Below are 14,423 nucleotides of genomic sequence, written 5' to 3' on the forward strand. Positions count from 1 at the left end.
CTAATCTTTAGGACGTAAAATTGTACTAGTCTATTGAAAACTACAGTTATACGTCTAACATCCTATTCAATTTCTGCATTACCACAGGCTGACTGCAGTTCAGTTTAACAAAATTGAACCCTCTTTTAGCCTGAGCCTCATACTTCTCTTTATCTGCCCAGTATTCCAAAACTGTGCGTTCTACCTGCTTCTCTTCACAGTAGACAGCAGCATCTCCGAAGACCGGCTTATAGTCGTTTGGTAATATAGCGACTTTTCCTGCAGCCATTGCTTCCATTATGTTTCTACCAAACTCTTCAATGTAGTCCGCGTGAGTAAAATGCAGGAAGAAGTCCAATCCGCTTATAAACTCTTGCACACCAACAGTGTCAAATTCGCAGATCGTCCAATTTTCAGGAATTCGGCTCATAAGTTTACGAGGCGTTCTTGCACCACCAAGAATCTTAACCTCAATACCTTTGCTGTTTGCACAGTATGCCTCTTTAATGCCTTTAGCAGTGGCTGGCCATTTAGTCCAATGGTCTCTGCTGTGTCTACCGATAGCAATACGCCTGGTAGCGGTACCAAAATCTGGCGCTAGGGGCGGTTTTGTAGCAGGTAATTCTCCACTAAAGGGTGGGAACCAAATTTCGTTATGCAAACGTTTCCCCCCGCCTGCCAGCTTGAGTGTTTCTTCCACTACAGATGAGATTGCTATCCAAATTGGCGACTGGTTAAATAGACGAAGACACTGCTCGTTTACTTCATCTTCATCATAGTAATGCGGCTTTTCAGAGCGCAACTGCATAGGAGACTGATTAACGAGAATTGCCAACTTCTTACAGTCGATTTTAGGTACCGCATCAAGCTCGTATTTCAAAATAGGAGGGTGATGAATAACAACTAAATTAGCAGATATTTCATCTTCATGAACTAACATATCAACGTTGTCGTGATAAGTGAGTTCTGTATACTCCTTCGCAATTTCTGCAATTTTCAAATCGTAACGTGGCCAGTGGAACAGACCAACTCTCAGGCCTGCCGACAAGGCCGCTCTGATATAACCTTCGTTACATCGTCTCGTTCCCCCCAGTAAACTCAGATCAGAGATGATGATCAAGTCATAGTTTTTGTTAATGGGCCAGTTATTTGGAGCTAAGCCTGCTGGTATTGGGAATGGTTCTTTCAAAGAACGTCTGTTCGTGACAATGGTATCTGCGTCTTTGCTTACTTTATTTTCTTTCCAATATTTTGCCTGCCGCGAATACTCTTGACGAATGCCAAAGGTAAGACTATTCAAACTGGTCTTTTTGTTTTGTGTAAGCGAGTTTTCATGAACTAAAAAGAAAGACAACGGCACACCCGTTAAAATATCTTTTACTGAATTATTGCCCCATAGAATTCTTGCGCGTTGTACAAACTCGTCATCTGCATTTGCGGATACACCGTCCCACTCACCAAGGGCGGTTAAATCCCGACGTCTGATGAGCACAGAAGGATAACTTCGGTGGACATAATCAAGATTGTTTCGCTGCGGGCGGAGTAATAGACGCATATCGGGCATAACCCTTGCCATCATGGAGCACGTAACTTTAAGCCGGGGGTCACTCATCATAGCCCCCATTTGTATCTCTAGCATCTGAGGGTGCGACCAGTCATCGCTGTCATGAACAGTAATAAAATCACCAGTTGCAAGACTCAAGGCTTTGTTACGAGTTCCATATGCACCGAGGTTTTCCTCGTTCTGGAATACTTTTAAGCGAGCATCCTTTTGCGCAATATCTTGTAAAATAGAAAGTGATTTATCCGGGCTACAATCATCGACAGCAATAACTTCGATGTTCGACCATGTTTGCGCAAGAAGTGAATTAATTGCGACAGCGATAAACTCTTCTGCTTTGTATACAGGTACCAAGATACTTATCTTCGGTCCGTCGCTGATTCTAATTAATGAGGATTGAACATCCACATTACCGAATGTCATACCGAGTTCAGGTTTTAAAAACGATAAAGTGGCGAGCCCATAGTGTTCGTAAATTCGATTCAAGGTAGCCAAACGTGACTCATCGCCAGCGTTAATATTACTTAAGGCACAAACTAGATCGCTATCGAAATTATACTCTAAAGATGGTTCAATGAAATCTTTCGCCTTGTCATATAATTTTTGTTGTATGAAGCTCTCTACTAATAGTAGTTTTGTCCGTTTAGCTCTATAGAACTTGATATCTATTTGCCTAATGAACTTTATCGTTTCTGTTACCCGCTCCCAGTCTCCGTTAGACGCGTACCAGCGCGCTAATGTATACAGTGCCTGAGTGCGCTCTTTCGAAGTGTGACTTTTATCTTTCACAAACGCTTCAAGTTCTGCCAATGCGTATTGGCTAAACCCACCCCAGAGTTTGACACTCAGATCACCGACTACCGATTTAGTCACCTTTTTATTCTGGTTTGAGGTTGCAGCCTTGGTAGGTCGCTCTTCACTCTTGCCGTACTGAATGAAATGAAGAAAGGGATTAATACCAGACTTTCTCACATCGTCATTTTGCGCCAGATACCATAAGGTATCAAAATCACGGGTTGGCCAACGCCCTTCTGCAGCGCCGAATTTGAAATAGTGCAGGATTGGATCAATACCAGACTCTTTAACATCGGGATATTGATTTAAATACCAGGTTTCATCGAATATTCCGGATTCTCTAACTATTGATGCCTGATAGCGGCTAGAGCGGCCTTTTAAACGTGATGAAAGAGATGAGAGTTTGAGCATTAATGTTGTCCGACTAATACGACTAAGATTGATTAAAACAAGCTGAAAAATATCGAGATACTTCCAGTGTACTATGAACGATGTACGAATTATTCGTGGTCAGAACCAAATGGCCCAGTCCCTATTTTCTTTTCGTCTATACCGTAAGTATTAAATTCTCCAAGGTAGAATCTGTCAACATCGTATACTTCATCTACTTGATTCATTTGAGTAAGAACTTTTTGAATAACATCATTGCCATTAAACACAACAAAGTGCGCCCCCGTCATGATGTATTTTCCACGTAATTTTTTTAATAATGCAGGTTTGGCTCCTGTGGGTGCGTCTAACCATTTCTTGCCTTTGTAATCTTTCAGAGGGCCGTTCCGATTAACCCTGTATCGCGGGCTAAAAAGAATGATTTCCCAGTCGTTAGGCAGTTCCTCCGGCAAGTTTAATTTTTCCGACCAAAAACCTTCGTCAACCCGGACATCGTCTTCCAGTAAGATAGTAACGCCTTCTTTTTGAGATTCGAGAGATTTTTGAAGCACCACTTTATGAGATTGCCAGATGCCTGCCACATGAATCTTCTCAACTAAATGTGGCTGCAACTTAAGGCCTATTTCACTAGCGTCTTTCTCTAACCTAACTGCCGAGACTCTTGTTGCTTTCCATTTACATTTTTTAAGCTGACGCTCAATATTTTCTTTTCTATCTTTTCTAAAATCCAAGTTGATATAGAAGAGATTACTTACGTTAACGTTAGACATAAATTTCCTACTGGTCTTTTGTTGTTAACTCGAATAAAACACACTCGACAGAACAATTGTTCTCGGCGACCACTTCAATAGCGTATGAAACTTCGCAGGATAACTGCCCTTATAGACTCGTGCAACCTATGCTAGCACCGCGCGCGACTAAAGAATTTATTTACATTGGACGGAGCGTAGTGCCGTTTTGAGTTATGCAATGAATCATATCTATTGGGTCAATTTTACGCTCACTGGCACTAGGCCACTCCCCTTGATACTTTTTACAGACATTGTAATTTGGGACATGCTCTTTGGATATTTGAATAGTTAATAGTCCATTTCCTTTTGGTAAATCTACACCACAAAGAGTCACATACGATGAACGTTGATAATAGCAAAACCTATCCCACACTGACTGAAGCGAATGCGCTACTTCTTGACCATCAGATCCTTTAACAGTTATTTGTAATACGGGAGAAAAAGGCCCGATATTTTGTTTTTGGAGCAAAACTAAATGACTTTCCTGTGAAGCACTGAATTGAAACGACAAAGTTGACCATTGCGTTGTTCCAACATCGTTCAACTTTACCACTTTGATTTTAGATACTGGTAAGCGATTTTGTGCACCGAAACTCTTCCATGCATCCTTAAGGTTAAGTGACAATAAGTATTTACCGAGCTCTTCTGCTAAAAATTGCGCAGTATCCTTCAATGTATGCAACCCATTAAATTCCATCCCAGCCTCGATTGCTTTAGACAAATCAGCAGTTATTAACGGGATAGCGTACCTTTCACAAATTTCGCCGCTCAGAACATATCTGTCTGAAGAAGCGACATTTGTTTCTAAAGGTAATGGCACTCGAAAAACAATAGGGAGAATTCCGTTTTCTGTCAGTTTCCTAATGACATATAGAAAATCAGCACTCGTTATTTCTTTGCCTCGTGAAACATCTTCTACTACTGGTTCAAGAATACAAATATCGGGCTTTGCATCAATAACTTCATCCAACAATATGAGACCGGCATCCGATAAACGATTCCCGCCATAAGCAAATTGTTGAATATTTTCAGGTACAACGCCTAGTGCATCAGCATAACTACGGCGGAGCGCCTCCACATAACCGGTGAGTTCACCCGTTTTGTGATTGACCGTTTGTGCACTAAGCGATGCACCCAGAACGCCTATAGAAGTTAATTTGTCATTGTCAGAACTCCGAAAAAAAGCTGACGAATACTTTCAGCTAATTTTTTCAACATTTTGTTTTCACGTTATAATATCCGAACTTTTTAGGTTGGCAGAACAACTTCACTGGAGAAACCTAAATGATGAGTTATTTAGAGCTTCAACTTAACAAACGGGCCGACTTACTAACCCCGAAAGTTTTCCTGATTATCCAAAAACCAATCGAAAGCGTGACGTAAGCCATCTTCCAGGTTGTAAGTGTGCTTCCAACCCAAAGCATGCAAACGCGATACATCCATCAGTTTACGAGGTGCGCCGTCAGGTTTACTGGTATCCCACTTTATCTCGCCCTTAAAGCCGGTAACTTTCGCGACGGTTTCAACCAACTCACGGATAGTACAATCTTCACCTGTGCCTACGTTTATGTGGCTAAGCATAGGTTGAGTATTGGCCGCATAAGTTTCGTCATCAAGGTTCATAACATGCACGCTGGCCGCTGCCATGTCATCTACGTGTAAAAACTCGCGCATGGGTTTACCGCTGCCCCAGGCTACTACTTCGGCATCGCCGCGCTGAGCCGCTTCGTGGAAACGACGTAACAAAGCAGGAATAACGTGTGAATTCTCGGGGTGAAAATTATCGTTAGGACCATACAAATTAGTAGGCATTACCGACCGATAATCACGAGCATATTGACGGTTATAGCTTTCACACAACTTTATACCAGCAATTTTTGCGATGGCATATGGTTCATTAGTTTCTTCAAGTGTACCAGTAAGCAATGCCTTTTCTGTCATAGGCTGCTCGGCCAGTTTCGGGTAAATACAGCTCGACCCTAAGAACAACAGCTTTTGTACATCATTTGCGTGAGCTGAGTGAATGATGTTAGCTTCAATCATCAGATTTTCGTAAATGAACTCAGCAGGATACGTATTGTTCGCATGAATACCACCTACTTTGGCAGCCGCTAAGTAAACTTCATCAATATTATTTTCAGCAAAGAACGCTGACACATCGGCCTGGCTGGTTAAGTCAAGCTCGCTTCGGGTGCGGGTAATGATATTTACATCACCACGGGCTTCTAAGTTTTTTACGATTGCTGCGCCCACCATTCCTCGGTGACCAGCTACGAATATGTTTTTCATCTTTTCCCTTTTGGCCATTTAAATTGCTAATACTGTCCACTATATTTCACGTCACTCTCTCTGCGACACCGAAACCACCTTGGCTGTAGTTATTGCCACAATAAAACATGAGTTGTCTACCTTGGTAGTCTATCACATATGGATAACACTGCATTTGATAATCCCAGTCACGTGGCTTAGGAGGATTGACCCAAGTATGGGCATTATCCTTCCTCTCCCACGTTACTAAATCCTTGGAGGTTGCATACTCCATCAAATAATTTCGGGAGGCTGGTGATTCCATTGAAAAGTGTCCTCGATAACAATACCACATTTCGTAAACAGTCCCGGACGTTGCTACGCATGGTCTTGTAATACCGCCTTCCTTTTGCGACGTAAAGTCAATTGCAACTACTGGTGACCTTTCCCAACTTTTAAGATCTCTGGATACTGCGTGCTTTATAACATAACAGTATTCAATTGATGGTTTCGCATCCTCAATCCAGTATTGCGTACTTGCGTACCACATGTGAAAGCTATCACCAAGTTTTTTAAGACAATGTACCTGTTGAGTCTGTTTCTAAAAACTAAAAAGGCAGCAAACGCCGCCCTTGTAAGAATACTAGAAGTAGAATTTACTCCTTCGCGACAGCTACAGAGTAACCATGCTGTTTTAATAGAGCATGTTGTTTGGCTTTTTGCAGGTCGCCTTCCACCATTTCAGCACACATTTCTTCAACAGTGATTTCTGGTACCCAACCAAGCTTTTCTTTCGCTTTTGCCGGGTCGCCAAGTAGAGTTTCAACCTCTGCCGGACGGAAATAGCGTGGATCTACTTTAACTATTACATCGCCAACGCTTACACCTGGTGCATTGTCACCTTCAATAGCAGTAACGGTGGCAATTTCATCTACCCCTTCGCCAGTAAACTCTACGGTGATACCCGCTTCCTTGCAGCTCATTCGCACGAACTCACGTACAGAGATTTGTTTACCTGTAGCAATAACGAAATCTTCAGCGCTGTCCTGCTGCAACATCATCCACTGCATACGTACGTAGTCTTTTGCATGGCCCCAGTCACGTAGTGCATCCATATTTCCTAGATACAAACACTGCTCCAGCCCCTGGGCGATATTAGCCACAGCGCGAGTGATTTTACGAGTTACAAAGGTTTCGCCACGGCGTGGTGATTCATGGTTAAACAAAATACCGTTACACGCATACATGCCATAAGATTCACGGTAGTTTACGGTAATCCAGTAAGCGTACATCTTAGCTACTGCGTAAGGTGAGCGCGGATAGAAAGGCGTAGTTTCTTTCTGCGGAATTTCCTGCACCAAACCATACAACTCAGAGGTAGAAGCCTGGTAAAAACGGGTTTTCTTTTCGAGGCCTAAGAAGCGAATAGCTTCCAGCAAACGAAGCGTACCAATTGCATCCACATCAGCAGTATATTCTGGCGCTTCGAATGATACCGCAACATGAGATTGTGCACCTAAATTATACACTTCGTCCGGCTGTACTTCTTGAAGAATACGAGTCAGGTTAGAGGTATCCGTTAAATCACCGTAGTGCAGGTGAAACTTAGGGTTTTCGTTGTGCGGATCTTCGTATATGTGATCAACACGCTCGGTGTTGAACAAAGAGGCACGACGCTTAATACCGTGTACTTCGTATCCCTTTTCTAATAAAAATTCGGCTAAATAAGAGCCGTCCTGGCCGGTTACACCGGTAATAAGTGCTTTTTTCATTTTAATCCCCATGTCTTTGCACTCTTAAAACAAATTTCGTGTTAAACATTCATCTTGATTATTTCAACACTGTGTTTGTTAAGACTTATTCTATTATCAACTAATAGGTTTTAAAAACTTTGTCTCAGTCTAATGCCCGGAGAAGCAAACTTACATCAGTATTGATTAAAATTGCTTACTTTAATCATTGCCTTCAAAGTGCTTCTCTTGCTACCTAAAAGCGTTTAAAAGTTCCTCTTCACATACTTCGTCAAATTGGCTTGAGTCAGTCCCAAGCGCACTTATCTGGTCTTCTACAAGTTTACCAAATTTGTGTTCTTGGCAGTCAAAAAACTGCTTCATGACGAAATCTACCCCATACGGATTAACGTTACGAAGATTTGGCTCAAAAAACGCACCTTTAGTGACTGGACTGTTAATTATCTCGTAAGAAGGAAAGTAATCCACCTCATTTTCGGAACTTGCGACTTCTCCAGCGACAGCCCTTAAGATGGACTTAGAATGCATTGTTGCAACCATAACATGCATTTCTGATTTTGTAGCAGTTAACGGAACTGGTGAAACGGTTAACAAAAATTTAAGGCGTGGATTAACCGACCTCATGAGCCGAATCGCTTCCACCAACGAAGCTTTTATCTCAGCGTATGATTGATTGTCAAATTTATGGATGGTCTCGTCGAATTCTCCTGCGACTGTACCCGGACACATTGGATATTCATCACCAGATTCTGTATTTGTCCAACTTTCAGTTAAACCAAGTGTAAAAACAAACAAATCTGCATCCTTGAAACTTTGCTCAAACGCGCGAAAAGTACACTCTCTCGAGGCATACAGTTCTTTGGCTGAAGCAAAGCCATTCGGCTCAATTCGAGGACGGTAAGGGTCATAGTAGCGACCGTCTTTCTCCCATATCTCTTCGCTAGGTGTATCTATTTTTAAAGCCCATTGAACCCATTGAAGCAATAGAGACGTGGTATAAATATTCCCAGTCCTCGAAGAAAAAACCCCATAATTAAATTCAGCCAAACTTTTTTGGCTCAGCTGAGACGGGCCTTGCTCAGCTATAAACCAATTAAGTCCATTTTTCTTTAGTGCCCTGCCAAAGTGCTGAGCGAAGCATGAACCATAAGTTGATACCAGTTGGCTCGCATCTACTTTAAACTTCGGGCTCCATAGTTCACATAAATCAAACATTGACTTTGCAGCGACTGCTTTTTTCCAAAAATAACGGTCTTCCAGTAACTGATAAGGATTCATATAGTTTCCCTTTACGAAGTTTAAGTAACTGTTCTAACGGCTCATATTTAAAACATCTCTCTAAAAGAGCGTAATCCAGCCTTAGGTTCTACTTGTCTATATATGATTAGTTATTGACGCAGTAAGATCTGCTAACCATAGATTGCCGAAATCAACATTCATATGGGCTCCGTCCTCAATATATCCGCTAGCTACATTTCCAACGTCTAATTTCAAGGCAGATTTACCGAATCTTTCAGCGGTAAACCGGTCCTCTACTATTGTCTCTAACGGCTGTGGTAGCATCGTCACATTAGGTAAAGTACAAAAGACCGACTCCATCATTTGTATGGACTTTAAATACATCTCGTTGCCAGATGGGAGAGAGTTTTTGGTTTTCATTGGTGCGTGCATCAAGTAAATTGGTTTTCTTGATATTTCTCTCAAATCCAGCAGTAATTTATACAGCGTAGTTTGACTCACGTAGTCATGGTATGCAGCTTTAGTAACTGCGTCAGAATACCTAGAAAGACTCTTTAAGTGTAGAACCTCCAACCCAAGACCTACCAAAACAATTACATCGTAATTATTAGGTGTTATAGAAGACTTCCCCGCCGATGAACGTACCAATGCCTCTCTCAATTTATTATTTGAAGGCACTAATTGCTCACCCTCTACTACTAAGCCTTTCATCCCTTGGCCTTGATGAGCAAAAAAATCAACACTAAAAGGCTTACTAGCAACTTGGTCCCAAGCCTTTTTTAAGCAAGCTACATGACTGTTTCCAATAATCGTAATTTTTTTCATATATAGTAAAACCCGAAAAATTTTCGTCCGTGATAAGATAGCTAGTAATCATTACGCTGTATAATACTATCGAAACTTGTTTCACCCTTTTGTATAAGAGGCAATGCCTGAAACCCATTCACAAAATCTGATCCAACAATTCTGGCCATAAAGATTGAAAAGCCACTAGATGTTATTACGAAATCTGACTCTTGAATTGTTTTAATTGACTCGAGTGTCTTGCCTGTATCTCTACCAATCACTCTGCTAGATATAACTGCGTTGGGAAGGGAAGAAGATCCAGTAAGCAAATCATCAGAAAGCTCTCTAAACTTGTCCTGTACTTCTACTTCGTTTATCGTTTTATCCGTGAAAGATTTCACTTTATCAAACTTCAACTTTAGGTCTTCGATTCCATCAGAAATAACAACAATTTCTACATCGCTGTTGAGCTTACCAATCATTCTTAAATAAGAGTTAAGAACAACATCACAGCTAGCAAAGTCTAACAAGGGACGTTCTACACCAAGTCTTTTCCTGATGGTCTGGGGAAGTATGTCTTTAAATGGCGCGAGTGCAGTATCATGCCGTCTCATATGATAGACAACCTTGACTGTGTCCTTCTGGAAGAAGGGTACAAAATCAATCTGAGGTATATCTAATTTTAGTGTTCTAACAAAATTTTCGTTCGTTTCAAACAACTCGCTTATGTTATTTAAAATAGCTCTACCAGGCCCAAGAATAACATTAAATTTAACGTCTGTATCAGCGAAAAAAGAGCTCAAGACAAAACTAAAGAAATCTCCAATATCATACGTTTTAGCTACTTCGTAATGGTTGCTATCGTCATCACCAGAGATACTTACTAGAGTATTAAAGTCAAGTTCAGATGAGTGAGGGTTGACATAAGGCTCTACAATGAATGCAAAGTCTGAAATTGTTTTAACAAAATTATATAACTTTTCGAGACGTTGATAAAAATCACCAAACCCCATAGACGAATAAGGCATTGTAAATGCGTTCTCAGAAAGTCTCTTTTCCAACTTTCGTACTATAAATCGCGTTGGTTTATTGCTTGTCAGTTCTGTTTTTTTGGCTTCAATCCAAGACTTTAGTAAAAGAACAATTCTCTCGTCTTCCCCTGCAACAACATCAAATACTTTGAACTCAATTTCTTGATTAGTTGTATACTTCTGCCAAGCGAGATTGAAAACTCCATCTTGCAGCTTCAACGTTTCAGAAAGGACTTCAACTGATTGAAGAATGCTTTTCTTAATCTCTACTTTTCTTTCTTTGATTTCACTTAAATATTTTGATGGAACAATACCCACAGGGCCAGAAAGATCTGTAAATGCTTTCGAGTAGATATCCCCCAATTGATTGGGCTCAAAACTATTTCTATAAGTGTTACTATTTTGGCTTAGCTCGTTTAAGCATATGACCAAGGTATTCTTAGGAAAGATTAATTTATCTGAGAAGTCAAAAGAAGGCAAAATTTCAAAAGGGTCGGCCAGAGGCATACCTAATGGACCAGATGGAGGCATTAGCGTTGTGCCGAAATATTGAACACCTTGTTTTTGGCCTTTCAAAGATTCTAAAACATGACTAAGCAAATTTGGGCTTTCAGAAACGATAAGAACAAACAAAACTATTCTCTCTATAAAAAATTTGCCAGCTTTTCAACTAGTAAGTTTGAGTATGTCAATCCAAAATAATGATGGTCAAATCTGTTGGGATGCATAAGCTCATCCTTAACCAGACCATCTTCTCCTACCGACACTGAATCCAAGTCCAGATACTTTACACCTTGGGAAATAGCAAGATCACGCAACTTCTGATTAAACAGCAAAGTCGCTTTTGTCCTATCTAGCTGGCTTGCATCCACGAACTTTCTAGATAATGCAACATCCCCGACCTTATCGGTATCGGGTATAGTTGGTAGAGGAACACTAATACAAATAATGTCATTAGACTCTTGTTTTATTTTTCGCCACAAGTCACTGTAACTCTGTAGCGCTTTGTTCATTGTCTGCTCGATCGGTTCTTCTTTAGTTTTATTCCTAAACCAAACGTGATATCCAATATCTATTTCGCCTAACAGAGTTACTATTAGATCCGGTTTAGTTTCAGTTAGCTTATCGGTATACTGCTCCATGGCCTTAGTTTTTGAATTGGGGTTACCTAGACCTAACAAAGTTGCCCCCATCACGTAGCACAAAGACCATTCATATTGTGGAAATTTAATCGCAAACTTACCAGCTTTAAAAACGTGGGCATGAGAATCACCCAGCACTAAAATCTTCTTTTTCAAAGCAATCACTCGTAATTAAAATAATCAAAATCATCTTTATAAAAAGATTCAATAACTTTTTGAGAGCTGTTAGAAAAAAGTGTCATATAATCTTTCACTCTACCACTCGAGTTAGCCACAGGCAATTTAGAGCGTTCCACACCCACGGTTTCACATAAGGCATCAAAATCACTTTGAAGATTTTCGTATTTACCTATGAAGTCAACTTTGTAATCTGGATTTTCGGAAACGTAATAGCCAATTTGAGGTCTGAAATGAAAATTTCCTTTTAACCTTAATGACTCGAAACACTCACAAAACGCGTTTATGTCTTCATACTTTTTTACTACGTTTACTATTGGCCCGTTATATCTGTAAAAAGGGTGAGCTTCGTCCATTTTTGAGAAGTAGTTATAGAGCGACACAAATCTAGAATACGGATTTCTAACGAAACCATATTTAAAAGCATTTTGCGCACCGAGCTCTATTACTTTATCGAAAACGTCTCCTTTAAAGGAGTGTATTTTATATTTAACTTTTTTCGCCAGTGGCGTAGCATTCATGCTAGAACCAGCCACTTTAGGCGTGTGTAAAAATAATAATTCTTTATTCTGCATGAATAATTTCATCCAACAATTTCATATCAATTTCAATATTATGGTTATCGTCTGCTTCAACTAAATAGTGATTGTAATTAGCACAAGACTTGAGCTTATTTTTAAAAGAGAAGTCAGGTCTATTCTTTGGACAAAACTCATATATTTTAGCATCCTCGTTCGCAAAAATCGTATTCACGAATAGCGAGCCATGAGGTCCTAGTATTACTTCAGCACGGCTGAACAAAGATACCACTTCACTAAGGTCTTGAGTGCCGTCAAGGATTACAAATCCTTCTTTAGATAGTTTTTCGATAACCGCATCATCATTAATGACGCCGCGCGCCCCTGCTTTAACACTATTTCTAGAAAGGTACAGCCCCTTAACTCTTGGCTGCACTTTCTCGCCCATAAAATGTGATAGATACGCTTCGCGCATCCAGTTGTATGAGCTTTCTGTATAATTCGTTGGAACACCAGGGTTTACACCATAATGTAATTTGCTAAGTTTAATAAACCTCGGTAAATCGCGTCTATCGATTATACTTTCTCTCTTGTATCCAAGCGCTTCAATATGATTTTCAAACTCAACAACCCTTCTAAAATCACAGCATAATAAACTAGCAGCTGTTACTTCTTTCGGTATCGAGTAGAGTCGCATCAGCGAATCATGCAAATGACCGTATGCGTACCATCCGAATGGATGAAGAAGGTATATTGACTCACCAAGTTCACGAACCTCTTTACCTTGCTGTATCTCTTCCTTTAATTCTTCCAAGCTGTTGTTTATTTTTATATATTTCTTGCACAACGCTTCTGTTAACAATGCCTGATTTTGGAAGTTTTTAGCGGGTATGGCTGGGCCCCAAAATAGTGATTCATAGTAAAGCTTGAAGATAGGCTGAAGATTTGAATCGAAAATGTAGCCAGTCTTCGTCTCTACATAAACGTCCTCAAGGCAGTAATATAATTTGTCAACACCGGTAAAATTCCAGTGGGAGGATAAAAAGTCAATAGCCATTATTGCCCCAAAAAGATCTTGTTGAAATCTGGTTTATATGATTTTCTGAGTTTGTGAATGTAGTGTTCCTTGAAGTATGCAAAAGGGTCGATATCAACTACTTTATGCTTATCGAGCAATTCTGAGAACTTCAATATAAACCTAGCGCGGAAATAGTTTGCTTTAGTAATATGACGAGCTCGAATAACCTCAGGATCACGTGGATTATCTATAAAATGTTGAACTGCATCAGCAACGGAATCTTCTGTTGGTTCACACATAATTGAATTGTAATCATCATACCACACAGAGCGACCACCTAACTCTGGAGTACTAACAACAGGAATTCCAGATAGTAAATACTCGCTGGATGCAAAACAAGCTCCCTCTTCTGCAGACAATATTAAACCACATCTTGCCTGGTTGATTTTTTTACAGACCTCGTCTGGGGTAAGTGGACTATCGTTTAGGTATACATGCTCTGGTATCCCATCAGCTATGGCGTTTCCATGGTTGTTCCCCGCTACCAATGCCAGGTTAGACACTTTATTAGCCAGATGATGTCTTTTAAATGCGCTAAACCTTCCAACATAGATAGCGTCATATTCTTTTGGCAACCCTAACGGTTTCATAACAAGATTTTCATCTAACCAGCAATTCTGGTTGAGCAATTCACCTTTGAAACCCTTAGCTTCAAAATTAGCCTCTTCACTGGGCTGATTATACATAAAGTAGAAGTTGTTTTTATCGAGGCTAAGTTCATCAAATATAATGTTAGCTTCTTTGGCGAAATATTCGCTATGATACCATCCGCAGTACACGAAAAAGTAGTCTGAATCTTTAAAATAACTATGGTATTCCTTTAACCATGTCCAGTTATGCTGAATATTTTCAATGATAAATATTCTTAGATTTTCAGACTCAAAATAGACGCGAAACGGAAATGCTGGATTAGGCCAAACATATGAGGGCTTGTACAT

12 protein-coding genes are annotated in these 14,423 nt (G+C 40.3%); all 12 read right to left on the reverse strand.

Translation table 11 applies throughout. The annotated features are described in order from the left end of the window. Positions 1-46: 46 nt before the first annotated feature. The 12 genes from ACXACM_RS00090 to ACXACM_RS00145 all read right to left on the reverse strand — a co-directional run bounded on the left by ACXACM_RS00090 (position 47) and on the right by ACXACM_RS00145 (position 14,423). Entirely contained in the window at positions 47-2,746 is a 2,700-nt protein-coding gene (locus tag ACXACM_RS00090) for a glycosyltransferase (RefSeq protein ID WP_474818958.1), read from the reverse strand. A gap of 89 nt (positions 2,747-2,835) precedes the next feature. Then, complete coding sequence (locus ACXACM_RS00095) at positions 2,836-3,495, reverse strand: hypothetical protein (RefSeq protein ID WP_474818959.1); 660 nt, start codon at positions 3,493-3,495, stop codon at positions 2,836-2,838. 160 nt (positions 3,496-3,655) lie between these two features. Further along, complete coding sequence (locus ACXACM_RS00100) at positions 3,656-4,594, reverse strand: hypothetical protein (protein WP_474818961.1); 939 nt, start codon at positions 4,592-4,594, stop codon at positions 3,656-3,658. Positions 4,595-4,845: 251 nt separating this feature from the next. Continuing rightward, on the reverse strand, positions 4,846-5,805 hold the full coding sequence (gene fcl / locus ACXACM_RS00105) for a GDP-L-fucose synthase (RefSeq protein ID WP_474818963.1): 960 nt from the start codon (positions 5,803-5,805) through the stop codon (positions 4,846-4,848). Positions 5,806-6,419: 614 nt separating this feature from the next. After that, positions 6,420-7,535, reverse strand: a complete 1,116-nt coding sequence (gene gmd / locus ACXACM_RS00110) for a GDP-mannose 4,6-dehydratase (protein WP_474818965.1) — start codon at positions 7,533-7,535, stop codon at positions 6,420-6,422. Positions 7,536-7,745: 210 nt separating this feature from the next. Further along, positions 7,746-8,792 (reverse strand): GSCFA domain-containing protein, encoded by a 1,047-nt coding sequence (locus ACXACM_RS00115; protein WP_474818967.1) that lies wholly within the window; start codon positions 8,790-8,792, stop codon positions 7,746-7,748. Positions 8,793-8,888: 96 nt separating this feature from the next. Beyond that, on the reverse strand, positions 8,889-9,578 hold the full coding sequence (locus ACXACM_RS00120; protein WP_474818969.1) for a hypothetical protein: 690 nt from the start codon (positions 9,576-9,578) through the stop codon (positions 8,889-8,891). A gap of 41 nt (positions 9,579-9,619) precedes the next feature. Next, positions 9,620-11,203: a hypothetical protein gene (locus tag ACXACM_RS00125; RefSeq protein WP_474818970.1), complete on the reverse strand. Its 1,584-nt coding sequence runs from the start codon at positions 11,201-11,203 to the stop codon at positions 9,620-9,622. Positions 11,204-11,214: 11 nt separating this feature from the next. Beyond that, positions 11,215-11,868 (reverse strand): SGNH/GDSL hydrolase family protein, encoded by a 654-nt coding sequence (locus ACXACM_RS00130; protein WP_474818972.1) that lies wholly within the window; start codon positions 11,866-11,868, stop codon positions 11,215-11,217. A 5-nt stretch (positions 11,869-11,873) separates the two neighbouring features. Beyond that, positions 11,874-12,464 carry a sulfotransferase family 2 domain-containing protein gene (locus ACXACM_RS00135; protein ID WP_474818973.1) on the reverse strand — a complete coding sequence of 197 codons (591 nt, stop codon included), beginning with the start codon at positions 12,462-12,464 and terminating at the stop codon, positions 11,874-11,876. After that, entirely contained in the window at positions 12,454-13,464 is a 1,011-nt protein-coding gene (locus ACXACM_RS00140; RefSeq protein WP_474818974.1) for a glycosyltransferase family 61 protein, read from the reverse strand. The genes ACXACM_RS00135 and ACXACM_RS00140 overlap by 11 nt, the downstream gene beginning before the upstream one ends. Further along, positions 13,464-14,423, reverse strand: a complete 960-nt coding sequence (locus ACXACM_RS00145; protein WP_474818976.1) for a glycosyltransferase — start codon at positions 14,421-14,423, stop codon at positions 13,464-13,466. Before ACXACM_RS00145 ends, ACXACM_RS00140 begins: the two co-directional genes overlap by 1 nt.

The sequence above is a fragment of the Alteromonas sp. AWQ4_252 genome (assembly GCF_056158205.1).